Origin of the sequence: Sphingobacterium anhuiense, assembly GCF_042686355.1 — a bacterium.
Lineage (GTDB): Bacteria > Bacteroidota > Bacteroidia > Sphingobacteriales > Sphingobacteriaceae > Sphingobacterium > Sphingobacterium anhuiense.
In genome coordinates this window covers 89,888-114,528 of sequence record NZ_JBHUPE010000001.1, presented here as the reverse complement: position 1 = coordinate 114,528, position 24,641 = coordinate 89,888, and the positions used below count along the sequence as shown (strand labels likewise).

General features: G+C 33.7%; 20 protein-coding genes and 1 tRNA gene. 12 read left to right on the top strand and 9 right to left on the bottom strand.

Going from position 1 to position 24,641, the window contains the following annotated elements; translation table 11 throughout:
* Positions 1-28 precede the first annotated feature (28 nt).
* Positions 29-691, bottom strand: coding sequence for an ankyrin repeat domain-containing protein (locus tag ACFS6I_RS00480; protein WP_031287579.1), 663 nt, complete (start codon positions 689-691; stop codon positions 29-31).
* 408 nt (positions 692-1,099) lie between these two features.
* Between ACFS6I_RS00480 and ACFS6I_RS00475 the strand changes: the two genes are divergently transcribed.
* Both ACFS6I_RS00475 and pepF read left to right on the top strand, forming a co-directional pair.
* A complete protein-coding gene (locus tag ACFS6I_RS00475; protein WP_380917352.1) occupies positions 1,100-1,498 on the top strand; it encodes a response regulator in 399 nt (132 codons plus the stop codon).
* 242 nt (positions 1,499-1,740) lie between these two features.
* Positions 1,741-3,651, top strand: a complete 1,911-nt coding sequence (gene pepF / locus ACFS6I_RS00470; RefSeq protein ID WP_380917350.1) for an oligoendopeptidase F — start codon at positions 1,741-1,743, stop codon at positions 3,649-3,651.
* A 117-nt stretch (positions 3,652-3,768) separates the two neighbouring features.
* Here the strand turns inward: pepF and ACFS6I_RS00465 are convergent, their stop codons facing one another.
* Positions 3,769-6,024: an ATP-binding cassette domain-containing protein gene (locus ACFS6I_RS00465; RefSeq protein ID WP_380917348.1), complete on the bottom strand. Its 2,256-nt coding sequence runs from the start codon at positions 6,022-6,024 to the stop codon at positions 3,769-3,771.
* Between the two features lie 50 nt (positions 6,025-6,074).
* On the opposite strand from ACFS6I_RS00465, the gene ACFS6I_RS00460 reads away from it, so the two are divergent.
* Together ACFS6I_RS00460 and ACFS6I_RS00455 are read left to right on the top strand one after the other, a co-directional pair.
* Positions 6,075-6,494, top strand: a complete 420-nt coding sequence (locus ACFS6I_RS00460) for a MarR family winged helix-turn-helix transcriptional regulator (protein WP_380917346.1) — start codon at positions 6,075-6,077, stop codon at positions 6,492-6,494.
* A gap of 486 nt (positions 6,495-6,980) precedes the next feature.
* Positions 6,981-7,478 carry a GNAT family N-acetyltransferase gene (locus tag ACFS6I_RS00455; protein WP_380917344.1) on the top strand — a complete coding sequence of 166 codons (498 nt, stop codon included), beginning with the start codon at positions 6,981-6,983 and terminating at the stop codon, positions 7,476-7,478.
* Between the two features lie 201 nt (positions 7,479-7,679).
* Here the strand turns inward: ACFS6I_RS00455 and ACFS6I_RS00450 are convergent, their stop codons facing one another.
* Positions 7,680-8,213 carry a 5' nucleotidase, NT5C type gene (locus ACFS6I_RS00450; RefSeq protein ID WP_380917342.1) on the bottom strand — a complete coding sequence of 178 codons (534 nt, stop codon included), beginning with the start codon at positions 8,211-8,213 and terminating at the stop codon, positions 7,680-7,682.
* A 97-nt stretch (positions 8,214-8,310) separates the two neighbouring features.
* Here ACFS6I_RS00450 and ACFS6I_RS00445 point away from each other — a divergent pair, with 97 nt between their 5' ends.
* Complete coding sequence (locus tag ACFS6I_RS00445) at positions 8,311-9,060, top strand: DeoR/GlpR family DNA-binding transcription regulator (protein WP_132771392.1); 750 nt, start codon at positions 8,311-8,313, stop codon at positions 9,058-9,060.
* Positions 9,061-9,152: 92 nt separating this feature from the next.
* Here the strand turns inward: ACFS6I_RS00445 and ACFS6I_RS00440 are convergent, their stop codons facing one another.
* Positions 9,153-9,626, bottom strand: a complete 474-nt coding sequence (locus tag ACFS6I_RS00440; RefSeq protein ID WP_132841647.1) for an Lrp/AsnC family transcriptional regulator — start codon at positions 9,624-9,626, stop codon at positions 9,153-9,155.
* Between the two features lie 143 nt (positions 9,627-9,769).
* Between ACFS6I_RS00440 and ACFS6I_RS00435 the strand changes: the two genes are divergently transcribed.
* Complete coding sequence (locus ACFS6I_RS00435; protein WP_380917340.1) at positions 9,770-11,182, top strand: MFS transporter; 1,413 nt, start codon at positions 9,770-9,772, stop codon at positions 11,180-11,182.
* Between the two features lie 211 nt (positions 11,183-11,393).
* Here the strand turns inward: ACFS6I_RS00435 and ACFS6I_RS00430 are convergent.
* From ACFS6I_RS00430 to ACFS6I_RS00415, 4 genes are all read right to left on the bottom strand, one after another.
* Positions 11,394-11,467 (bottom strand) — tRNA-Ile (locus ACFS6I_RS00430).
* 293 nt (positions 11,468-11,760) lie between these two features.
* A complete protein-coding gene (locus ACFS6I_RS00425) occupies positions 11,761-12,429 on the bottom strand; it encodes a hypothetical protein (RefSeq protein ID WP_380917338.1) in 669 nt (222 codons plus the stop codon).
* A gap of 149 nt (positions 12,430-12,578) precedes the next feature.
* The gene (locus ACFS6I_RS00420) at positions 12,579-13,205 is read right to left on the bottom strand and encodes a YIP1 family protein (protein WP_380917336.1); all 627 of its coding nucleotides are present in this window, start codon (positions 13,203-13,205) and stop codon (positions 12,579-12,581) included.
* A gap of 191 nt (positions 13,206-13,396) precedes the next feature.
* A complete protein-coding gene (locus ACFS6I_RS00415) occupies positions 13,397-14,173 on the bottom strand; it encodes an NIPSNAP family protein (protein ID WP_380917335.1) in 777 nt (258 codons plus the stop codon).
* A 530-nt stretch (positions 14,174-14,703) separates the two neighbouring features.
* Between ACFS6I_RS00415 and ACFS6I_RS00410 the strand changes: the two genes are divergently transcribed.
* Positions 14,704-16,443, top strand: a complete 1,740-nt coding sequence (locus ACFS6I_RS00410; protein ID WP_380917333.1) for an alpha-L-rhamnosidase-related protein — start codon at positions 14,704-14,706, stop codon at positions 16,441-16,443.
* A 305-nt stretch (positions 16,444-16,748) separates the two neighbouring features.
* On the opposite strand, the gene ACFS6I_RS00405 is transcribed toward ACFS6I_RS00410, so the two are convergent.
* Positions 16,749-17,813, bottom strand: coding sequence for a S41 family peptidase (locus ACFS6I_RS00405; RefSeq protein ID WP_380917331.1), 1,065 nt, complete (start codon positions 17,811-17,813; stop codon positions 16,749-16,751).
* Positions 17,814-18,728: 915 nt separating this feature from the next.
* On the opposite strand from ACFS6I_RS00405, the gene ACFS6I_RS00400 reads away from it, so the two are divergent.
* The 5 genes from ACFS6I_RS00400 to ACFS6I_RS00380 all read left to right on the top strand — a co-directional run bounded on the left by ACFS6I_RS00400 (position 18,729) and on the right by ACFS6I_RS00380 (position 24,311).
* Positions 18,729-20,114 (top strand): hypothetical protein, encoded by a 1,386-nt coding sequence (locus tag ACFS6I_RS00400; protein WP_132771397.1) that lies wholly within the window; start codon positions 18,729-18,731, stop codon positions 20,112-20,114.
* Positions 20,115-20,117: 3 nt separating this feature from the next.
* Positions 20,118-21,122 (top strand): SPFH domain-containing protein, encoded by a 1,005-nt coding sequence (locus ACFS6I_RS00395; protein WP_380917329.1) that lies wholly within the window; start codon positions 20,118-20,120, stop codon positions 21,120-21,122.
* A 3-nt stretch (positions 21,123-21,125) separates the two neighbouring features.
* Positions 21,126-21,347 (top strand): hypothetical protein, encoded by a 222-nt coding sequence (locus ACFS6I_RS00390; protein WP_132771399.1) that lies wholly within the window; start codon positions 21,126-21,128, stop codon positions 21,345-21,347.
* A gap of 542 nt (positions 21,348-21,889) precedes the next feature.
* Positions 21,890-23,047, top strand: coding sequence for a redoxin domain-containing protein (locus tag ACFS6I_RS00385; protein ID WP_380917327.1), 1,158 nt, complete (start codon positions 21,890-21,892; stop codon positions 23,045-23,047).
* Positions 23,048-23,387: 340 nt separating this feature from the next.
* Entirely contained in the window at positions 23,388-24,311 is a 924-nt protein-coding gene (locus tag ACFS6I_RS00380; RefSeq protein WP_132771401.1) for a Dyp-type peroxidase, read from the top strand.
* Positions 24,312-24,641 lie beyond the last annotated feature (330 nt).

Sequence of the window (24,641 nt, the reverse complement as noted above, 5' to 3'; positions counted from 1 at the left end):
ATTCAGTAAACTTGATATAAGCTGATTTTTATTTTTTGGACGTTTTCTCTAATAGCTGAACAATGTCAGAATACCCTTTGGCTTTAGCATGTGCTAATGGGGTTTTTTTATCATGATCAGCAATATTTATATTGCAACCTGCATCAATCAGTGTTTGGATTACGTTGACAAATTTTTGACTGCCATCACCTAGGATTACTGCTTCCATTAATGCGGTCCAACCTAACCTATTGACGTGATCAATAGGAAATCCTTTTGTGTTGGCCAGTAATTTCACAACCTCCAGATGTCCGCGTTCGCTGGCAGGTATTAGGGCTGTTCCATTATACCTGTTGAATATATCAAATCGAGCTCCATGAGATAGATAGAGCTGTACAAGTTTTAGGTGTCCTGCCGCTCCTGCATATAAAAAAGGACTATCTTGAATTTTATCTTGTTGATTCACATCTGCTTTGTAAGATACCAATAACTTTGCCATCTCAAAGTTATTATTATGTGTTGCGATCAGTAATAAGGATTTTCCATTTTTATCAGTTAAATTAACGTTTGCACCCTTTTTCAATTCCTCTTCAACGAATAGCAATTGATTTTTCTGGACTGCCTCCAGTAAGTTCGTTTGTGGATGAGTATTCATATCGTTATTACAGGAGTTCAGGAAAATGAATGAAAAAAGTAAGATAAGATGTTGCATAGGTATTAAATAAGTGATGATAAGTGTTGAAAATCAATTGTTTCATGAGCAAAGTTAGTCAAATAAGCTCTGAATAAAATGTACCATTTATGCGAAAACTTGTACATTTTATAATTGATATCCCAGTTGGCAGAGGTAAGGAAAGTTGGTCTTTAAAAAAAGGTCAAAAGAATATTTTTTAGTTAAAAACTATGCTGCCCCTCTTTGTTTAAGATACAGATAAAGTAGGATCACTTTTTTAAATCTGAATATTTTATACTGAAAAGATGATATGAAAACACAAGCTTTTTAATATCAATCCATTTAAAATTGGTCTTCATGTGATAATTTAAGAAGATATAATGGTATTATCGCTGGAGGAACGTTGGTAATTTTGTCGTGAATAAGTTAATAGAAATAAAAACAAACATGAGGAATCATCCAATTAAACTCGCTTTTACAGATGATAGTATATTTCAACAAAATATGATACAATTACTCATCGAAAGAGATACTGTTTTTGATCTTTTCTTTATCTGCGGTGATGGACTAGATTTGATTAAAAGATTGGAATTCGAGGATGAGTTACCTGAAGTTTGTATTATTGACTTTCATATGCCAAATATGGGAGGCGTAGCTGCTGCTAGTGAAATATCGGCAAGATTTCCATCAATTAAGCTTTTTGGATATACAGCAAGTACAGATTTTTGCGAGATTAAAGAATTTAAACGAAATGGTGGTGTGCACGTATTTCCTAAAACTAATCCCACTTCTATGTTAGAAAAAATAAATTCGTGGACTTACAATGATGATTTGTGTCAAGTCTGAAATTATACTGCTTTTGATTAAATAATCTACTGCCATATTGATGATAATCAGGTTTAATAAAATTTATCTGTTTATTTTATTGAAATCTAGGTAATGAAGTCGATTTTGAAAAAACTGTGCTGGAGTAAACGGTTTCCAATTATTATTCGTCTTCTAATGTTATGTATCTTTATTTATAATCTGATATGGTTTACACTATAAATTTATGGACTGATCTTGTTGGTGCTATAAAAATCTAAAAGATGTTTTGTAAATTGGGAACACTATTTACATACATTATGCGTAAAAAAACACAATTGATCACAACGGTGATGCTGTTCTCAACAACAATTGCAGTAAGTCAGATGAAAGTTCGCGAAGAATTACCTGAAAAATATAAATGGGATTTGTCTCATCTTTATGCTACAGATGACGTTTGGAAAACAGAAAAGGAACGTTTACAACAAAAGATGAAAGAAGCGGCTTTATACAAAGGTAAGCTTACACAATCTGCGAACGTTTTATTGCAAGCATTAGAGCTGAATAGTTCGCTTATCAAGGATATGGCTCGTCTCTCATCTTATGCTTCGATGAAAGCTGATCAAGATACCCGAGTAACTAAGTATGCAGGGATGAATCAAGAATTGCAACAGCTTTTTTCAGAATATGGCGCTTTGACTTCATACCTGGAACCGGAATTGCTGACTTTAAAAGAAAATCAGCTTAGCGCATTTTTGGCAAAAGAAAAAGCGTTGGTAACTTATAAGTTTTACCTGACAGATTTACTTCGCAAACGCGCCCATAGAGGTTCTGAAGAAGTTGAAAAAGTATTGGCATATTCTTCTTTAATGTCCGGTAATGCAGCCAATATCTATAGCACCTTTATAAATGCTGAGTTTCCATATCCAGAGGTCGATTTGAACGGTGAACGCGTAAAGCTTAACGCTGCTAATTTTGCATTATATAGAGCGAGTGAAGACCGGGGAGTTCGGAGTAAAGCATTTGCCACTTATTTTGGTAAACTGAATGAGTTTCAAAGAACATTTGGAGCGCAGTTATATGGAAATATCAATGCGGCATTGTTTGCAACAAAAGCCCGAAACTACGACAGTACCTTAAAAATGGCATTAGATGGCGGTAATATTCCGACAGATGTTTTTCATAATCTTATAAAAAATGTAAATGGAAATTTGAAGACCTTTCATCGTTATTTAAACCTCCGTAAACGCATGATGGGAGTGGATACACTGTATTATTATGATCTTTATGCTCCTTTGGTTGCGAAAGTCGATTTATCTTATACGGTAGAAGAAGCTGAAGAGAATATTTTGAAATCTTTGAAGCCTTTAGGGACTGATTATATAGAAGTTTCCAAAAAAGCATTCGAAGAAAGATGGATTGACATGTATCCTAACGAAGGAAAAAGGTCAGGTGCATATTCTAATGGTTCTGGGTACGATGTACATCCGTATATCCTCATGAATTATAACGGCAAGTACAATGATATGTCTACGCTGACTCATGAATTGGGACATACCATGCATAGTTATTTGACCAATAAGAAGCAACATTATGCTAACTCAGATTATTCAATTTTTGTTGCAGAAGTGGCTTCGACTTTAAATGAAGAGTTATTGAATGATTATATGCTGAAGCAGATAAAGGACGATGAAACAAGACTTGCTATTCTTGGAAATTATCTTGAAGGCGCAAAAGGAACATTGTTCCGTCAGACTCAGTTTGCTGAGTTCGAATATATGATCCATGATAAAGTAGCAAAGGGGGAGGCACTCACTGGAGAAGACTTTGATACGATGTATCTGGCTCTAACGAAAAAGTATTATGGTCATGATCAAAATATTTGTGTCGTTGATGACAATGTGAAATCAGAATGGTCTTACATTCCACATTTTTATTATAACTTTTACGTTTATCAGTATGCGACATCTTTTACTGCATCAACAGCTCTTTCCGAAAAAGTCCTGCGTGGGACGGATGCAGATCGTCAGAAATACCTGAATTTCTTAGCTTCGGGAAGTACCAAATATCCTGTTGATCTTCTTGTCGATGCAGGTGTGGATATGAATACTTCTGAACCTTTTGATTTGACGATTGCAAAAATTAATAAAGTCATGGCTGAGATGGAATCTATTCTAAGCAGACAGGGGAAATAAGGATTAAATTTTAACAAAAAATAAAAGCCGTATTATTGCGGCTTTTATTTTTTCTATTTCACCGGGTTTTTAACGAATACAAAGAGTTAAATAAAAGGGAATTATAGTCGATTATTTTTATTTCCATTTTAAATGTTTTTTGAGATATTCGGCAGTGTACGATTTTTTATTTTTTAAAAGTTGTTCTACGGTACCTTCAAAAATAACATTACCCCCATATTTACCAGCACCCGGACCGATATCGATAATCCAATCTGCCTGAGCAATAATTTCCAAATTATGTTCTACTATAATTAATGTGTTATTTCTTTCAATTAATTCCTCAAAAAGAGATAGTAACTTTTCCGTATCACTTGGATGTAGTCCTGTACTGGGTTCATCCATAATGATGATTTTATTTGTGTTGTTTAATTCTTTCGTGAGTTTTAAACGTTGTCTTTCTCCCCCAGAAAAGCTATCCATACGTTGTCCGAGTGTGAGATAATCTAAGCCTAATTTTAAAAGTATTTCAAACTTTTCAAGGTATATCTGATCATCAAAAAATTGTATAGCTTCCGGTATAGTAAAGTTCAGTACATCAAATATATTTTTACCCTTGTATTTATATTCCAATACTTGGGGATTAAATCCTGAACCACAGCAAACTTCACAGACTTGCTCAATGTCATCCATAAATGCTAAGTCTATCCGCTCCATGCCCAGTCCTTTACAGTTTTCACAGGCGCCCTCACTGTTCCTACTGAATTTTTTATCAGAAACTTGATTGGCTCGAGCAAATGATTTTCTGACCTTATCAGATAGATTCAAGTAAGTGAGTAAATTTGACCGGGGACTAGCTGTAAATAAGGACTGGTCGATAATTGTTGCATCTTTATAGTAATCCGGCAAAACTTTGCTGATTAATGTACTTTTTCCTGAGCCTGCAACGCCAGTGACTACTGTCATAATATTTTTAGGGATTTTTAAATCAATACCCTTCAAGTTATGTAAGGTCGCTTGCTTAATTTCTAGATATTCTTTTCCAATTTTTGGATCAGTTTTAATTTTGGTTTTCTTTGCAAAATATAAGCCCGTTTTTCCTAATGAATTTTTAAGTTCTTTAAAAGTTCCTTTATAGATAACTTCACCGCCATTTTTTCCTGATCCGGGTCCCATATCAATGATCAAATCTGCGATCTTGATTAAATCTGGATCATGCTCAACAATCAGAATGGTATTACCTTTATCTCTAATTTGTTCAATAATGGAAGTAATATTTTGTAAATCTTTTGGATGAAGCCCAATGCTCGGTTCATCAAAAATATACAGTAGATCCACTAAACTATTGCCTAGACTTTTTACCATTTTAATCCGTTGGGATTCTCCTCCCGAAAGCGTATCTGTTTTTCTATCGAGGGTTAAGTACTGCAGGCCTATGTTAATCATATTATTTAATTTCTTAATAAGCTCTTTTACAACAATATCATAGGTGTTTGAGTTTATCGATTGAATAAATTCCATTAAATCGTCAGCTGAAAGAGCAGTACAATCGGCTATGTTTTTACCATTTATTTTACAGGAGAGTACCTTTTTATTTAATCTTTTACCTTTGCATACTGCGCATATTCTGCTTGTGGTAATGTGTTGAAGGTCATTTTTTCTGGTTGTATTTTCTTTTGAATCTTTTTTTAAAAATGCTTTTTCAATACGTGGTATGAGCCCTTCATATTTCACTGTTTTTCCCCAATCTTTATTTGGGTTTTTAGGTTTATGTTCTTTTGAATAAAGTAATATTTCCCATTCTTTATCTGAATAATCTTTTATTTTCTTGTCGTTATCAAAATATCCTGACAAGGTATATCTAGTTAACCTCCATCCTCCAGGTTGAAAAGTGGGAAACTGAATTCCGCCTTCATTTAGGGATTTTTCTTTATTGATTAAAGTATTAATATTAATAGTTTGCTCATAACCCAAACCTTCGCAGTTTAGGCACATGCCGAGTGGATTGTTAAATGAAAAAACATTAGAATAACCTACAAATGGCGAACCTAATCTAGAAAATAGCAATCGTAAAGACGCGTAGATATCAGTTATGGTACCAACTGTTGAACGCGCATTTCCGCCTATTCTCTTTTGATTGATAATAATGGGGACATTCAGATTTTCAATCTTATCGACATCCGGTATACCATAATGTTGCATTCGTGTACGTATAAAACTATTCTGTGTTTCATTTATCTGACGTTGTGCCTCTGCGCCAATTGTTTCAAATACGAGTGATGATTTTCCTGAACCCGAGATACCCGTAAATACCGTTATTTTATGCTTCGGAATTTGAAGAGAAACATTTTTGAGATTATTCTGCCTAGCATTTGTTATAATAATATTATTCATAACTAATTTACTTAACTTTGCAACTACTTAACTAAGTTAAGTGTTTTTTTATGAAAAAGATTGAAAAAGAATTTTTTACTGTATTTACAGACTTCCAATGTTTCATTTTGGCGAACATGAATAAGGGCGATTATATTGGTATTACAGCAACCCATTATAACATCATAGAGTTTGTGTATCGAAAAAAAGATGCTACTGCTAAACAGATTGCAGTAGCATTGAATGTTAGTCAAGCCGCTATTTCTAAGCAGTTGAAGTTTTTAATTCAAAATGAGTTGCTAAAACAAATACAGAGTGAGGTAGACAGGCGAAATTATATTTTAACTGCAACTGATAAGGGGAAATTCATTGTTGACAATTCTGAAACCTTTAGAAAGAATTTAACTAAGCAATTTTCGTCAAATCTTTCAGCCAATGAACTTATAACATTTACCTCATTGTTGAAGAAAGCTTTGGAAGACCATAATTAGAAAATTAAAAAATGTTGCTCCTACTTTTTTAGCTCGTTATCCTTTTTTTAATAATTGATTTAGCTTATGCTTTTCATTACCATACAATATAAACGCTATACAAAATCAAGGATTATTTTTCGGATAAAAAAAATTGGATCAAGTGGTACTTATTATAGTCCATAATCTCTTCAGTATTTCGTAAAATAGATTCTTTACTATTCATCGACAAATGGTCGATCCCGCAGAAAGTCTGGTGATTTCTCAAATTTATCTGCGAGTTTTTTCACATTATTTAAGAAGTTCGCTTCTAAAATTTTTTAGTCCATTTCAAATTTTAATATTGGTATTCAAAGCGATATTGATTACTAATTTCTCACCACTAAAGACTCAGGAAACGCCTATTAATTCTTTAAAAATAAGTGCTTTAATTTTTATTGAATGGATTTTTAAAGTTTTTAGTGTCAAATTTAGTTAAGATCATGTATATTTTACGAAAAAACAGGAATGAATATAACACTTGTTAAGTATACATCGGATGATTTTGATCTATTTAAACCGCTACTCCTTGATGATGAGATTATGAAATATATAACTGGAAAAGGCTGGACAGAAGTTCAAGTTAAGGAAAAGTTTGAGGCGATACTTGAAGTCAATCGTAATGAAGATGATCTGGGTTATTTTAAAGTATTTGACAACGGAAATCTGTATATCGGATATTGTAAGTTAGCATATAGCAGTAATGATTGTAACGTCCTTGAAATCGGGTATGTCATAAATAAGGAGTTTTGGGGGAAGGGTTATGGATGTGCTGTAGGTCAAGCGGTAGTAGATACAGCAAATAGACTATTTCCCCAATTAGATATTATTGGAATTATTGATCCTCATAATCTGGCTTCAAAAAAAATATTAGAAAAGTTAGGATTTAAGACCTATTTTAAAGGTTTCGAAGAAGGATTACCGACAGAAAAACTCATGTTAAAAAGAGATTATTTGAGAAGTTAATAATCTACTTTTACAACTATCTAAACAACGTTATATTGATCTTTTTGACATTAGCTTAGAGTAGTTGTTCTGCAATGATAGCTGTGGTTTTTTCAAATACTCCGCAATAGATTTAATTTTTATAATCAATTATTCAGGTCGTATTTTATTTAATTAATATATCCAAAAACTGAAAATATACTTTACAGTATATTTTCAGTACTAGTAAGTGAGTGTTTTAAGTAGTTCAGGCACTTCATCCCAATGATTGATCCTGATATGATGATTGATATGTGCATTGTGGTAGGCGTTAAACATTAGCGCTTTTCCCTTGCAGAAATCAAGATTTTTGCAATAATCATCGATCATATAATCTGTATCGATGATACTTTTATCACCACAGAAGATAATATTCTTCCAGCTAATAAAAGGGAAATGTTCTTGTAGCCATTCTCTCTTTTCATACAAAGACAAGGGAAATTCCATAGCTGCAGAAACAATAAAAATCTCATAATCTTCCATTAATAATGTGACATTTTCTACTGCTTTGTCCATTACAGGTACTGTTCTAAAGAATGATTGGGTATGAAGTACTTTGTGCAGTGCTGTTTTATCAGCAAAAGCAGCATCTTCTCCTAATTCATTTATGAGTTGAGGGGTCAAAGAAATGCCCGTTTCATTTTTGTACCATTCAATAAGATGGGGTTCCGTGTCGGCGATGACGCCGTCCATATCAATAGCTATTGATTTTCTCATATTTAATAAGTTTTGCAATAAAGATACTAAGTGTTGCGATACTTTGCAATATATTGCAAAGTATTATTTTATATATTTGCATATAATATAAAGAGATATGGTAAGAGAAGAACGTTTACAGCTCATATTAAAGCAGCTTTCTAAGGAGAATAAAGTTCGCCTCGAACAGCTTAGTATACTATTAAACGTATCCGAAGATACTGTACGTCGCGATATTAAGGTGTTGGGATCTCAGGGTCTTCTAAAAGAGGTAAGAGGAGGGGCATTGGCTAATTCTCCTAGTCCACATCATTATAGGGATCGTGAAAAATACGATTTGGGACAAAAGCAGGCTGTTGCTTTAAAGGCCTTAAGCTTTTTAAGGGATGGGCATGTGGTATTTTTTGATGGTGGGACCTCTGTTGTGGCATTAGCAGCCTGTCTGCCTAAAAATTTAAAAATAACGGTCGTTACCAATAGTTTTCCGGTAGTTAGTGTACTGGAAGATCATCCCAACGTTGAAGTGATATTTGCCGGAGGCCGCCTCTGTAAAGTTTCTTTTACCGCAATCGGTGAAGATGCGATTAATACATTGAAATCAGTTCGAGCAGATATTTGTTTCCTTGGCGTATGTAGTATCCACCATGTCATTGGGATAACAGCTAAAGATTATGAAGATGCACAAATTAAAAAAATAATGATTGCACAGGCTCTTAAAACAGTTGCATTGTCTACCATAGAAAAAACCAGCACAGCGGAAGCTTTTTGTATAGGGCCTGTGACTGATCTGGATACTATTCTTACTGAGGCAGATCCTCATCATACTGCGCTTCAGGTATACCGAGAACTTGGAATTGAGATTTTATAGAACTGCTAAATATTTTTGGTATGACCTTATCGCATATGGCACACGATATTTTAAAGATTTTTATCTAAAATTAGTGCGTATGCAAATGACTTTTAATAGATAATCTGAGTACGCTCTTTAATACTATTCATAACAAAAATACTTTTTGTTTGTCCGATACCATCTATTTCAGATAGCTTATTAACGAAAAAATCATGAAATTCATCCATATTTGGAGCCAATATTTTTAGCATAAAATCAAAATCACCACTGATGTTGTAAAATTCGACCACTTCATTCAATTTACATACTTCTTCTATAAATTTCGTTGCTGTTTTTTTATTGTGGGCATTTAGTGCAATCATACAGATGACCATCATTCCTTTATTAACTTTTTTGCGATCTAATACTGCGGTGTATTCTTTTATAATCCCCAATTTTTCCATGCGCTTAATTCGTTCATGTGTTGGAGTAGAGCTTAGATTGATTTGTGCTGAAAGATCACGCACACTAAGCTTGGCATCTTTTTGTAATAAGCGCAGAATAGCAAGATCCTTTTCATCTAGAGTATAATTTTCTGAGGGCATTTGTTCTAATATTTGGTGGTTAAATAGTTTTTAAAGTTTATTTGTTCTTTGTAATTTATCTAAATTAATTAATTGTTCCAAATTTAAGAAGTAATTTTATAGTATGTTCCAATAATTTTAATTTTGTAGGAAATTTGAATGGTATGGGAACAAGGAGAAATTTAATATTAATACTGGCATCGATAGGAACTTTTGTTGAAGCGTTGGATATCGCAATTATTAATCTCACTATTCCCTCTATTCAAGAGCAATTTAATCTCGGTGCAGAAAAGGTTCAGTGGTTACAGACCCTGTATGTGTTGTTTTTTGGAGGCTTTCTGATTATTGGAGGTAAACTTTCTGATGAGATAGGACGTAAAAAATTATTCCTTTTAGGGGGAATGATTTTTATGTTAGCCTCACTAGGAGCAGGGCTTTCACCTAATTTTGAGGTACTGGCTTTATTCCGAGCTTTGCAGGGGCTTGGCGCTGCTTTTATTATGCCGTCATCCTTATCAATTGTCACCAATACTTTTACCGAAAACCAAGAAAGGAACCGTGCGTTGGGAGTTTTTAGTTCTTTTGCAGCAATAGGATCGGGAAGTGGATTATCAGTGGGAGGGCTCATCAGTACCTACTTAAGCTGGCATTGGGTTTTTCTGATTAATGTACCGATTCTTTTGATTACATTAATTCTAGCATATTATTATTTACCTACAGATGAAAAGGCTCAAAATGTTCAGAAGACAGACGGTATTTCCGGATTACTGCTTGTCTTAGGACTCTTAAGTTTAACCTATGGGACACATGAACTCATAAACATCAAAGAGAGTCCAATATTAATAGTTGGTTCATTGCTATTGGCTATTCTTTTACTGAGTGTTGTGATCCATCGTTTAAGAACAGTATCACAGCCATTAATTGATCTCAAATTATTCAGGTATAAATCATTAATGGCTTCAAATCTTGCATTTTTTACACTAGGCGCATTCTTTATAGGATTTTTATTTTTGATTTCTTTGATGCTTCAGAAAGATATGCATCACAGCGCCGCTTCTGCAGGTTTAATGCTGGTTCCTTTCAGTATTATGTCTGCATTGGTAGCCAAATTTATATTGCCTTATATTTGCCGAAAATTTTATCCTACGCAAATGGGTATCCTGGGCTGGTCTTTTATGCTATTAGGAGCTTTATCTTTACTAGTATCCATTTATTTAGATCATCCCCTACAAACTGTTTTATTTGGGGCAGCATGTATTTCAGGGATTGGAATGACGATTTGTTTTACAAGTTTATCAATTTTAGGTATTCGTGATGTAGAGGCCGTTCATTATGGTGTTGCTTCAAGTTTAACCAGTACAAGCTATTTTTTGGGAGCAGGAATCGGATTGTCATTTATGACTTTAATGAGTCAGCTTTTCCCCTCAACACTGGCCGTGGATCATTTAAGTTTAGCTATCTTGGCGGGTTATGCTATTGTTGCTATGGGTATATTGAGGTATTTAATGGTTAAAGAATTAAGAGACGAAAAAACTGAGGTTGTCGCTATTACTTCATGTGAAATCGCTTCTGAATGATGAAAACTTGATTACCGTCTCTCTGCGACAGTTTATGTTTGAAAATTGGTCACTGCTTAAAGATGAAAGTATTTAAATAATTAACCATGAGAAGACCTGTATTATTCTAAATATCGCAGAGTTTAATGGAGATAATTTTTAGGATTATTTACTTATTACGCTTTATAAAAAAGAAAAATCCTCATTTTTTGATGAGGATTTTTTTAAGTAGTGCTCCCAACTGGGCTCGAACCAGTGACCTGCAGATTATGAGTCTGACGCTCTAACCGACTGAGCTATAGGAGCGGGTTATTAATATTTATAGCTTATTTTTATCAGCTTTCCACAAAGATAACAAATTCCATTTTTATTATAAAACAATAATTGAAAGAACTATCAAAATATGGTATAGCATTTCTGTTTTTTGCATCAAAGTTTAGCTTATCATTTTATCATCAATAGTTATTCAAAGAATCAGAAGAAAGACAAGTTCGTGATAAAAGTTTAATGGAGTAAGGATGTTTTTGAGAACCAATTTTATTTTTATAAAGCATACTTCGCTTAAGAGTAGCTTGATAAAGAAATTTCAGAATTCTTTATTACTTAAATTTTGCCCAATTATTGTCGGTATTATTTAATTTAAGCACATCTTTTAAGCTTTCCTTGTTACAGACAAATAGTATGGTTTTAGGTCTTTCATTAACAATTTTTGAATCCTGATCCGGGATTTTAGCGTTTATTTTTTCAAGATTTTCAGAACTTCTCGGATCAAAAATAGAAATCAATTTAATTATTCTGTCTTTAACGTCCCAGGTGTAGGTGTATATATGCACATATTTATTATAATCACTAGAATCAGTTTTTGTTTCTTTGCCATATACACCTTTGATATTCAGATATAGTTTATTTAATCTTTCAGGTTTTAGATATGTCTCCGCATTAATTATTTTCAATTTCCCGTCTTTTGAAGCAATTGCATTAAGGGTTGAAAAATTAATACTGTCAAATTTAGCTACTATATTATTATCTGATGATTTTTTTATTTGAAATTCAACCCAGCCATTGTCAAAATCACTAATTTCTACATATTGATTATTATTTGAAATTTTTAAATTTTCGTCTTTATTTGCATTTCTATAAAAATCTTCCGTATTGAAGGTGTTAAAATCAAGTTTTTTTAGATCAATTATATTTTTTTGATATTCTTGATTATTCGTTAGACAGGAACAGAAAAAGATCATGTAAAAATACACAGCGAGATATTTCATAATAAATATATTTTAAATCGTTATTTTAATCGTTTTGCATATGTTTCTGGGTTTAGTTGGATTTCAAATTTGGATCATGCATTTTCCAGGATCATTTTTGGATATTATCTCTTTCTTAGTGTTTGCGAAGAATTAAGTGATTGATTTTGTTAAAGAAAGGATGCTATTACAGCAAAAACAACTACCAATATGATCACGGGTAAAATCATGCTTAGAATAGCTTTCCATATACTGAAGTTATTAACTGTAGCTATTCCTAAGACCATAAATATGGCGATATTTATGCCAACAAATCCATTTATTGTCATCAAAAATATTTTAAAGATTGTTTGGGACCAACTTTCATTATTTACCCAGAATGATATGCTGAAAAAGGAAATACCATATATCAGAGATCCGATGATATACAATAGTAATACGATTATCCCTGGTATGGATGAATAGGCAATAACGCGGAGAATATCTGCTGCACTTGCTATACCTTTTAGCCATCTTGCAGTACCAGCTAAGATGTAAGCAAACATTATGTAAAAAAGTAAGCTAATGCCCGACCCAAAAATTATAACTTTGAAGAAAAGTTCTGTCCAACTTTCAATATTGAGTTTACCCGAGGATATTCTTCCAAATTGACTTCCTAATAGCGCTAGGTAAAGTAGAAGCCAAGCATACTTATTATACCAGTGCTCTTGTGTAAATCTAAAGAACCACTTAGGTCTTGTATATAAATTCGTGATAATAAATTTAAAATCTTGATTTTCGGGAAGGTCTATATTCATGTTGTCATATATGGTTGATCAAATTTAATTATTTAATTAATCCATGCAAATTTATTTTTCGTTTGTTTAAAAATTTGGTTGATTCCGTATTTACATATGCTTATTCCTGGAAATTTTTTATGTATGTGCGGATGGGGATAGTAATGTGGTAGAATCAAATTATTGAATTTTAGAAAGATAAGATTTTGCTTTTAAACCTGAGAGTAAGTTGTGGGTATTAAAAATGTATTGTTAATTTTAGAAATAGTATTTGCATATTGAGGATCGGACACTAATTTTTTCCATTCAGGATCAGCAATGAAATCAACCCATCCCTTATTACGTTCCTCCATATTCTTACAGGTGATCAAATAGGTGAGACGAGGTAACCTGTCGCCTGCAATCACTTCACCACAGAATACCGGATTTAATTTTGCTCTTTTGAAGATAGGAAATTCGCCATCATGAAACATTTTAATTTTTCTTTTTACAGCATCTTCACTGTAGCCTTCATATGTTCTTAGCTCAAATATCCGCGATTTATCGGATGGAATAGTGATTTTAGGCCAACCTTCGAAGGCAATCATTAAGGAAGATTTAAAACGATCATATAGCGCTTTGTCTTCGGGAATACTGTTATATGTAGCGCTATTTTCAATGTAATCTGCATCCATTTTTACTTTTGTATTGACGGATAGGTAATTGTCAAGAGAAGAGTAAGGGGTTAATAAGTAAAATTTGGCAGGCTCAGATGGAACCAATTCTTTGAATACACCAACTGCTTTTACACCATATTTATTCAGTGCGGGAATAAGGGCAGATTTAAAATAATTGTCCAGTTGTTGCTGGTCAGAACCGAATCGTATTTCGTATTCACGCCATTCATATATTTCCGGCTCAGTTGCATTATTATCGACTCCTATTACTGGAATTATCGTTGTTGCTAAACCTGCAGTTAGTGAAGATTGAAGAAATTTTCTGCGTTTCATACTGGTCAATGGTTTTATAATAAATGATTTAGATAGAATAAATATATAAATTTAATCCTATTTTCTATAAGGCCGTTCTAACAAATAATCAGAAGTTTAGTGTGTGGAAACTTTTTTTGAAGATAGTTTTTACCTCAAACAGAAATCTTATTTATGAAAATAAGCTCATCATAGAGATATAAGGCAATTTTGGTTAATATATTTTTAATAACTGCTTTTACGAGAGAATGAGAATAAATATGTTGGGTAAGTTACAGATCTTTGGCAAGCATTCCTATAGACACTTATTTTTGCTTATGCTTGAAGCTAATAATGTCTTGGCAATATTCCATAGTGGTGAGACCTACAAGTGAAGGATGCCTTTATGCTTTAATTAGAGTTTATAAAGCTTTGGTTTTGTGCTAAAGATTCTCCAATACAGAAAAAAACTTTTTGGTCTTAAGTAGTTGAAATATATGTATCCATCATGAAAGTACAGGATAGTAGCCTCTTATTTATTTAATACATTTAATACTTATAAGTATCCCATTATGAATTCAAACCGTGCTATTTTAAGTTTCTTAATGCTTATTTTTTGCTTTTGTGAGATCAATGCGCAAAATAAATTAAGTGATAAGTTTAATCAAGTGAGCCCATTAACATCTGCATATGTTTATCCTACTCGTATCGTATGGAAAGAGGGAAATGTGATACATGCTACAAATTTATTAAAGAGGGGTAATGGTCAGGCAAATTTATACAACCCCAATACTGTTGTATTTAAAAATGAAAATAATCAAATAGGGACTAGCATACTATTAGACTTTGGTATTCAGATGAATGCATCTGTTGAAATCATCACAGGCATGTGGGGGGGCAATAATTTACCGAAAAATGTTCGTATACGTTTCGGGGAATCGGTTAGTGAAGCAATGTCCGAAATTGGCGTTATGGGTGCTACGAATGACCATGCAATACGAGATTTTATGATGCAAGTACCGTGGCTTGGTCGCAATCGATCTGGTGAATCTGGTTTCAGATTTGTACGTATTGATTTTTTAGAACCTAATGCTGAATTACATTTGCGAGAAGTAAGGGCTGTAGCTACCTTTCGAGATGTTCCCTATCTAGGGAGCTTTAAAAGCAGTGATGAAAGACTTAATAAAATATGGGAAGTAGGTGCATACACTGTACACGTTAACATGCAAGACTATTTATGGGATGGTATAAAAAGGGATCGTTTAGTTTGGGTAGGAGATCTTCACCCTGAAGTATCTACTGTCAATACCGTATTTGGGTATAACGAAGTTGTCCCCAGAAGTTTAGATCTTGCGAGAGAATCGACACCACTACCCAATTGGATGTCTGGACATAGTAGTTATTCGATGTGGTGGATTATCTTGCAATATGATTGGTATATGAATTATGGGAATTTAGGATATTTAAAGGAGCAGCAACCTTATTTACAAGGATTGGTTGAGCAAATTACTGGGAAGGTTGTTAATGGAAAAGAACGGATGGATGGCGCTCGATTTTTAGATTGGCCATCAAGTGAGGATAGTGCAGCTGTACATGCAGGTCTTCAAGCACTAACTATAAGATCATTGGAGAATGCATCGGCTCTCTTTCAGATATTAGGTGATGATAGTTCAAAAAATAGATGTGACGAAACAGTTGCGCAGATGCGAAAATATATTCCGCCACTGCATCATTCAAAACAAGCCGCTGCATTGATGTCATTAGTCGGATTAATCGATGCAAAAAAAGCGTATACGGAGGTATTATCTATAGGAGGGGCGAAAAATTTTTCAACCTTTTACGGTTATTACATGCTCGAAGCAATGGCGAAAGCAGGAAAGTATCAAGAGGCTATGGAAATTATCTCGACCTATTGGGGTGCTATGCTGGATCTAGGAGCGACAACATTCTGGGAAGATTTTAATATGGATTGGTTGCCCAATGCCAGTCGTATTGATGAGCTTGTACCAGAAGGAAAATCGGATATACATGCAGATTTTGGAGCTTACTGTTATAAAGGTTTTCGTCATAGCTTAGCACATGGCTGGGCTTCAGGACCAACAGCGTGGTTATCTGAGCATGTATTAGGAATTAAAGTAGCGCAACCAGGTGGAAGGGCATATACTGTTAAACCTCATTTAGGCGATCTTAATTGGGCAGAAGGAACATTTCCAACACCTTATGGGCAGATATATGTTAAGCATGTGAAAGAACATGGACGTATCAAAACAGTGATCAAAGCACCTAAAGAAGTTAAAATAATACAAACATGAAGCAAAAAAGAATTGTATTTTATTAAATAATACGATGTACTTGTTTCTTGCAGTGTAGAAATGCGTACAGCAATCAGAATATGATCATCACCCTGCTCAATTACTTTGGGGATACCTGGAGTGGAGAATCCACGTTAAGATTTAGGCAATCAAAATTGTGGATGTTTTATAGTAACACAACTTTTATCCAAAACCGCAATAAAAGTTGTGTGCTATAGATTATCAATTAAGGTATAAAAAAGCGATCTATGAATTTTGTTTTTCAACCCAACTGATAAAAAGAACCTTTGTTCTCAATATTCATCTTATTCATTAATATAATTCAGCGCAAAATTCAACCAATCTCCAACTGTATCATCTAAATACACATCAGGCTGAATTCCTATGTTGTCAATTTGATATTGAGGAAGTCTTGCTGAACGATAAGTTGGTAGGTATAGTGTATAGTTCTCGCAACCAAACTTAAACTCTCTTATCGAACCATAATCCAACACTCCCATTGAAGGTGTTCCCAAAATTTTCACCTTTTTACTTTGACGTGCTGAAAATAAAAAATTCTCTCCGGCACTTGCTACATTTTTATTTGCTAAAATAATTATTTGTTTAGGTGCTTCTGATTTTAATGCTATCGTATCAATCGTCACTTTTTTACCATCATATAATATAAATTTGCCCAAATTATCTTTATATTCTTTTAGTCCATCTTCAATTTGGCTAATTGCTTTTAAAGAGTCTTTATGGACGTTTTGCATCGCATAATCTCGCAAGCCATTAATAAGTGTATTCGTAGACAAAAATTCGACATTCATTATTCGCAAAGGATTTGTTAAAATATACGGTAGTAGTGGCTGATAAACATCATCAGTACCACCAAAATTATCTCTTATATCAATAATCAGTGCTTTAGATTTTTCAATTTTCTTTTGATTTAGTTTTATGAGCTCCTGTACAGGGGTAATATTGTCATATTTAAAACTTTGGATTTTTATATAAAAAACATTTGATGCTAACAACTTTCCATCTACCTCTTTTTCTTTCGGTTTTGATTCTCCCAAATTTTCGTTTTCATTTTTGTTTTTTATACTTGTTTCGATGTAAATATGCTCGTCTTTAAAAAAAGAAACATAGTCATTTAACACTTTGATACAGTTGGTATTAGTGGTGGTGTCGGATTTTGCAATAACTAAAGCTTTATGATTATTGTATAAATCGAATTTTCCATCAGTTTTTTGCTTAAAACCTGGATAATCAACTTCTATTTTAGTTATTAAACGTTCTAATGCCATTTGACAATTGCATTCATTTTGAGCAAAAGATATATTTATAATACAAATTATAAAATAGGAAATTAATGGTATTCTTTTCTTCATGCGATATTAATTATTTAGTTTGTTGATGTCATTTTTTTTATTGAGGTTATAATCGATACTGCTAACGTTCGTCTTTCTTAAAATTTTAATTTGTATAATCAAATGTACAAAATTATGAAAATCATAACAGCTACTTAATCGGATTGATTTGTATCTTTTGATTTAGGGATTTGCAGATCCAGTGTCGTTATTAAAGATTCTTAAATCCCTTGATTGCAGTATTTGTCACAACAGATTTTTAAATCAGAGGTCCCGCCAACTATCTTCTGTATATGATAGTCCTGAAGCGCCTTAAATGCTCCAAATCGCGCATGCCATTATTCGGATCTTCTTTTAACGTTGTTCGTACCTTCTTTTAACACGCTTTTAATTTCTCCCATAGTTGCACAGTATCTGCACCGCAGGTGCACCGTCCTTTTCCTTGTGCATGGACGGTGCAAGGGTGGTGCAAGTACGGCGCAGTTACGACTTTTGTTAAAAGCGGGATACTAGCATGTAGCCTTATGGTACAAAAGAGGTATTTATATCTTGCGGTAAATCTAAGTTGTTTTTTATTGTCTGATGGTGCTTAACTTCAAATGTTGCACCTATATAAACCGATATCAGGCTATATTTAACGTTATCATGACACGTTGCTTCTGTATTTCCAGCAAATCAAAACAACCTATTTTAAGGAATTAACATTCTGGCACCAGCGAATGGAAACAAAAGCCAAGTAAGAACGCATAAAAACCGCATATATAAACTGGTTTAAACTTTAAACTGTAATGATAAGGAAGAAACTATCAAAAATCAGAAAGGATTTAATCGCTCTACTGTTCTCGTTATTTTAATAGCTAATCTTTAATTTGAATAATTATTTCACAGACATGAGATATTATTTATATTTTTAGTATTATAATCTGTATAGAGAACATGGCAAAACAAATTAAGGCGTTAAAATGTCCACATTGTGGTAGTGTTAAGAAGCAGAATATTAAAGAAGACCATTATATCTGCAACAATTGTGGCACTGAGTACTTTTTGGATAATGACGATATTAACGTTAATGTAAAGCATCAATACGGCGACGGAAGATTTAATGGACTAGATCCGAAAACCAAAAAGTATCTATTTTTTGTTGTAGCTGGCATTTTGTTTTTTGTAATTTTTAGCAGTATCATCAGAACCTGTGGAAACAAAAGTGGAGGTATTTCGACTTTAGTCTCTTCCGACGATTCACCTAAGAAAAAGGAATATGTAGATCGAATCAAGGAATATTTAGCATTTACAGCATATAATAGTAAAAATCCGATGTTTCTTTTTATTATTAATCGTAGCAAAGATGCTTTTTCTCGGGAAGGTGCTGAATATTTTGCACGTTTTTATGATCCATTAAAAGAGAAAATAGTTAATGATATCCCACTTCCAGGATGGAAAGATGATTTTTATATACAAACTCGGGTTTTTAGCGATGGTGGATTTTATATCTGTGCTGATAAGAGCAATAAGGTATATAAAATTGATCCGGCAAAAAATGAAGTCATAGATGTAACGAATACCTTTTTTGGTGATGTTCCTGAATTTTCTTCTGGTATAGCTACTTTAAAATTTACACAAGATCGGGAAGGAGATGGTTTTAATATCATGACCAACGATGGGAAGGAATACTACTATTATCCTTTAGTTCGAAAAATCTATAAAGATCATATGCAGAGACGTGAGGCCGGTACAGGGCTTTCCAGCCTGTTGCCAGGCGCTAGAACGTCTGTTTATTATACATTTTCCGAAAAAAGCAGTGATTATCCAGAAGAGAAAATCCAATTGATAAAATATTGGTATAAAAATAATTCCGGTTATCCGATCATGCTTCCTTATAGTTATCAAGTGAGTTGGCAGAAGGTGTATCAATATCCAAAGAAGTCTGGTATTTATTACGGTTCATTTCCATATACAAAGAAATTGGTGAAAGAACCTCGGATTACAAAATTTGTTGATCTCACACCAGATCGTCTTTATTTTAAAGCTGATATCGGATACCAAGATAGTACGAGTCTGTATATTACAGGATTGCCAGATGCCAATCCTGAAGGTCATACCTATATTCAGAAAATCGATACCGAAAGTGGGAAAATCATTTGGACATATACACCCAAAAGCGATAATTACGCTGTTGAAAGTGATATGTACGGTTATACTGGAGGAGTTGTTTTTAGTTATTACGATAGATCGGGGGCTTCCAGTTCCAATCGGATCATCATTATAGCTAATGATGGTACAGTACTGAAAGATATAGACAGAGACGAAATATTTAAAAGATAGAACATGGGACTATTTAATTTTTTTAAGAGGCAAATAGCCACGGTTATAGAATGGCAACCACAGGATCAAAACGTATTGATATGGCGGTATCGGGCAGCTACAGACGAAATAAAAAATGCAAGTAAATTGATTATTTCTCCGGGACAGGGATGTGTTCTTGTTTATGAAGGCAGGATTACAGATGTGATCGACGAGGACGGGGTATACAACATCCGCACAGATAATCATCCATTTATCACTTCTCTGCTCAAAGTCGCACAGTTGTTTGAAAGTGAGCATAAAATGGGACTTTACTATTATCGTAAAGCTGAAGTTCTGAATCAGGGCTGGGGTACAGCTTCACCGATCAAGTATTTTGACGACTATTATAAGATTCCTATTCAGCTCTCAGCTTATGGTAATTTTTCGTATCGACTCAAAGATCCGGCGAAGTTTTTTTCCAACTATGTCGGTTCACAGGATAACTATACTACCGAGTCTTTTCGTGAAGTCGTGCAGTCTCGAATTCTTCAAGTCTTAACTTCTAGTTTTGCGAAAGAAAAATTAGCTTTTACGGAGATAGATGCAGAGATTGATCGCTTGTCTAGCGATATGAAAGAACAGCTCCTACAGGATCTAGAAACATTCGGCGTTCAGCTACATGATTTCAGGATTGAGGGTAATTCTTTTGATCAGGATACTCAAGATCGTATTGGAAAGATTGCTGATATTACTGCTGACAGCCAAGCGGCGACTGAAGGTGGTCTTACCTATGTTGAGTTGGAAAAACTCCGTGCGTTGCGTGACGCTGCTAAAAACGAAGGCGGTTTAGCGGGTGCAGGAGTGGGATTGGGAGCAGGTATGAGCTTAGGAAAAGTATTTAGTAATTCAATTGATGAAGTTACACAGCCTGTGGCGGGTGTAGATCCTATGGAGCAATTAAGGAAGTTAAAACTGCTGCTCGACGAAAATATCATTACGCAGGAAGAATTTGATCAGAAGAAAAAAGAGTATTTAAATAAATTTTAGCCGATGAAACACCTCATTACATTTCTATTTGTAGCTTCATTACTCGTATTGGGATTTGTCGCCCTGAATTATATCTGGAAGTGGTTCCCGATAGATTATACTGGACTCGTAAAAGTGTTTATATCTATATTGGTGGTTATTTTCATTGGGACAGGGCTTGCAATGGTCTTTAGTGCTGGATATGCAAGAAAAGATAATCAGCGGGATGTAGGAAAAAAAGATTAATCTTATTTCATAGAAATGAACTTAATTGTTGATCATAAAGATGCTAAGAAGAGCTTCATCTTCAAAATTATTTTAATCAAAGTAAGAATGCTCAATAAGAGTAAGATTTCCATATGATATAAAAAACGTATGACAGTCGTTTATTATTGTAAAATAAAAATCAAAGTGGAATTAATGAACGCGAGGACGTAAAAGAAATTACTGCGCAATGCCAAATTGGAAATAATACCACCATTCAACTGCTTAAGAAATTGAATTTTGCAGAAGTCAATAGTAAATATTCGATGTTTCTCTAGGTTTTTCCTACGTGTGGTGTTTAGTGATCTTGTGTAAACTAATTCCGATTATTGGCAATATATTCCATATAGATAACACCTGTGTTTGATGTTATCATAAAAGACCCTCTATAAATCAACGCACTATACAAATACTTGTAGCGAATCATATCCTTTACTTCACGTGTAATTATTTGTTAATTAAAGCAGTAATAATTATCTTGGTGAAGGGTATTTTATGTTGCCTTAGATATTAAGCATTAGATTATGATTTTTAAAAGAGCAGTGAAAATTCTTGCTATTATATTTGTTTTCATCACTATCGTCACACCATTATTTTCACAACGAAAATTTGATATACAGGGTACTGGAAAACAAATACTGGATGGAGAAATAATATATTTAAGCTATAGAAATGAAGGGCGATATATTTTGGATTCCACATTTGTTAAGAATAATAGTTTTAAGTTTGAAGGAATTATAGAAAATATACCTATTCGGGCTTCTTTATATCGGAATCAGAATTCTACGCACAATTATGATTTTATTTACGATCGGTTAAGCTTATACCTCGAAGAGGGAATAATTTCTGTTCAAAGTATGGATTCGTTAAATAATGCGCGTATAAGTGGAACTGCTGTCAATAATACGTTTCAACTATTACAGGAAAGATTAGCTCTTTTGGAAAAAGAACGACTTTCAATAAAAGATCCAGATTACTTTAGCGAAGAAGAAAGGAAAGATACTGCTTTAGTAAATAAGAATAGGAGTTTACTGGAAGCTAATTATTATAAACAATGTGATGTTCAACTAGCATTTGCCAAAGAATTTTCTAACTCCTATGTCAGCCTAGATCTTGTGAACAACATAGCCAGGAATAATAAATATAATCATTTAGCGGAAGAGGTATTTAATTTATTATCTGATAGTCTACTGCAATTGCCAAAGGCTGCAGTAACAAAAGAGTTTTTTTTAAATAAAAACAAGGTTCGCATTGGATCTATTGCCCCTGAATTTGAAATGAACGATAGGTTTGGAAGAAATATTAAATTGTCAAATTACAGAGGTAAGTATTTATTGTTAGATTTTTGGGCATCGTGGTGTTTACCCTGTAGGCAAGAACATCCAAACTTAATAGCGGTTTATGATGATTTTAAAGGAGCTAATTTTGATATTTTGAGCGTTTCTATAGATAGCAAAAAAGATAAGTGGCTAAATGCTATTATTGAAGATGGTTTAATATGGAGTCAAATTTCTGATCTTAAAGCTAGTAACGGAGAAGTTTACCAGAAGTACGGTATAGGTACTATACCTTGCAACTTTTTACTTGATCCCCATGGAAAAGTGATTGCGAAGGATTTAAAAGGTCAAGATTTGACAGATAAAATAAAAGAAGTAGTAAATATGCAAGCGAATATGTACTAATTGTGTTTATAAATATAATTTTGCTGTTTAAAATTTGTTTACAGGATCGAGTAGCTCACTGTTTTTGTTTTCCATATTTATATACAAGTAGATCTATTTAACTCATATCTTAGTGAAGCCCATATTAAGAGGTCTTGTTTTTTACTTCGTTCTCTAGAAAATGGTTATTTTTAAACTTGATATAACTCCAAATTTGAATATAAGGAAATAAGTAGGGGGGCGTTGCGGTATATTTGCATAAAGCAATAGCGCTGTTAAAAATGAGAACCATGTGATTTACTTCTATGAGCGCTTATGTCAAGAACACGCTTAATGATATAATTGATAAAGACTTTAATTTATGGATACTAATCCACAAAATGTATTAGATTATACAAATAACAACACCATTTTTATGGTATGGAATATTAAGAGTGTTATAGAGGTAAAAGAAATTTTCAAACAGCTCTGTGCTCTTATCATTAATCTTAATAATTCTGCAAACGTTCGCTTTCCAAATTCCGGAGCTAGCGTGGTCATGGGTATCAGTTTGGAAGCTTGGATTAAATTAGATTTACCTTTGCCGTTACCTAAGGAGTTTGAAGTTTTTGAACAAATTAAGGGGAGCAAACATACAGCGGTATCCACAAGAGGAGATCTTCATTTCCACTTCAGAGCCAGTGAAAATAGTTATTGTATCGATACGGCAGCAGTTATTTCCACACTACTGCAAAATATAGCAGTTTGCGTAGAAGAAGTGCATGGTTTTAGATATTGGGACAGTCGCAGTATTCTTGGATTCGTAGACGGTACCGAAAATCCGCATGGCCAAGAAAGGGCCACTTTTGGAATTATAGGTGATGAAGATCCCGCTTATAAAGGATGTAGTTATTTGTTTGTACAGCAATATTTACATAATATGTCTGCATGGAAATCTTTGCCTGTGAGTGAACAGGAAAAAGTTATTGGTAGGTCGAAATCTGATGATATCGAGATGCCTGATGGTGTAAAACCCTCAAATTCACATTCAGCACTTGCAAATGTGGGTGATGATCTTAAAATTGTTCGAGACAATATGCCTTTTGGTAAAGTAGGGACCAATGAAATGGGGACTTATTTTATTGCTTACGCCAGCTCGTTTATTACGATAAAAAAGATGCTAAACAATATGTTTATCGGCGTGCCTGTAGGTAATTATGATCGAATATTAGATTTTAGCACTGCAAAAACGGGTACTTTATTTTTTGTTCCAACATTCGATATGCTGGATGCATTTTCGGACTAGGATATCGCTATCGATTAAATATAGCAAGACATAGTGTAAATTTTAAAAGACTTAAAATCTGCGGTAAACGAATAAAGCCATTCTATAAGGAATGGCTTTATTCGTTTACATAAACTTACGGTATTAACTGTATTGATTAAAACCAGTCTTATTGCAGCTTGGGCTCGCTATATTGTTGTTAGGTAAGAAGTTGTTGCGTATCAGCATGATCTATGAAGACCGTGTTTTATTATTTTCGGTATCTTGTCTATACCGCTTACATACTCCATATTTCTAGTCTTTTTATACTGTATGCCCATTACTTTTGTAGTAAGATAAATCAAATTAGAT

Coding starts and splice junctions, on each gene's coding strand:
- ACFS6I_RS00475 (WP_380917352.1), top strand. CDS start 1,100: ATGAGGAATCATCCAATTAAACTCGCTTTTACAGATGATAGTATATTT.
- ACFS6I_RS00400 (WP_132771397.1), top strand. CDS start 18,729: ATGGCAAAACAAATTAAGGCGTTAAAATGTCCACATTGTGGTAGTGTT.
- ACFS6I_RS00420 (WP_380917336.1), bottom strand. CDS start 13,205: ATGAATATAGACCTTCCCGAAAATCAAGATTTTAAATTTATTATCACG.
- ACFS6I_RS00455 (WP_380917344.1), top strand. CDS start 6,981: ATGAATATAACACTTGTTAAGTATACATCGGATGATTTTGATCTATTT.
- ACFS6I_RS00460 (WP_380917346.1), top strand. CDS start 6,075: ATGAAAAAGATTGAAAAAGAATTTTTTACTGTATTTACAGACTTCCAA.
- ACFS6I_RS00395 (WP_380917329.1), top strand. CDS start 20,118: ATGGGACTATTTAATTTTTTTAAGAGGCAAATAGCCACGGTTATAGAA.
- ACFS6I_RS00480 (WP_031287579.1), bottom strand. CDS start 691: ATGCAACATCTTATCTTACTTTTTTCATTCATTTTCCTGAACTCCTGT.
- ACFS6I_RS00435 (WP_380917340.1), top strand. CDS start 9,770: ATGGGAACAAGGAGAAATTTAATATTAATACTGGCATCGATAGGAACT.
- ACFS6I_RS00450 (WP_380917342.1), bottom strand. CDS start 8,213: ATGAGAAAATCAATAGCTATTGATATGGACGGCGTCATCGCCGACACG.
- ACFS6I_RS00385 (WP_380917327.1), top strand. CDS start 21,890: ATGATTTTTAAAAGAGCAGTGAAAATTCTTGCTATTATATTTGTTTTC.
- ACFS6I_RS00410 (WP_380917333.1), top strand. CDS start 14,704: ATGAATTCAAACCGTGCTATTTTAAGTTTCTTAATGCTTATTTTTTGC.
- ACFS6I_RS00380 (WP_132771401.1), top strand. CDS start 23,388: ATGGATACTAATCCACAAAATGTATTAGATTATACAAATAACAACACC.
- pepF (WP_380917350.1), top strand. CDS start 1,741: ATGTTTTGTAAATTGGGAACACTATTTACATACATTATGCGTAAAAAA.
- ACFS6I_RS00440 (WP_132841647.1), bottom strand. CDS start 9,626: ATGCCCTCAGAAAATTATACTCTAGATGAAAAGGATCTTGCTATTCTG.
- ACFS6I_RS00465 (WP_380917348.1), bottom strand. CDS start 6,024: ATGAATAATATTATTATAACAAATGCTAGGCAGAATAATCTCAAAAAT.
- ACFS6I_RS00415 (WP_380917335.1), bottom strand. CDS start 14,173: ATGAAACGCAGAAAATTTCTTCAATCTTCACTAACTGCAGGTTTAGCA.
- ACFS6I_RS00445 (WP_132771392.1), top strand. CDS start 8,311: ATGGTAAGAGAAGAACGTTTACAGCTCATATTAAAGCAGCTTTCTAAG.
- ACFS6I_RS00425 (WP_380917338.1), bottom strand. CDS start 12,429: ATGAAATATCTCGCTGTGTATTTTTACATGATCTTTTTCTGTTCCTGT.
- ACFS6I_RS00405 (WP_380917331.1), bottom strand. CDS start 17,813: ATGAAGAAAAGAATACCATTAATTTCCTATTTTATAATTTGTATTATA.
- ACFS6I_RS00390 (WP_132771399.1), top strand. CDS start 21,126: ATGAAACACCTCATTACATTTCTATTTGTAGCTTCATTACTCGTATTG.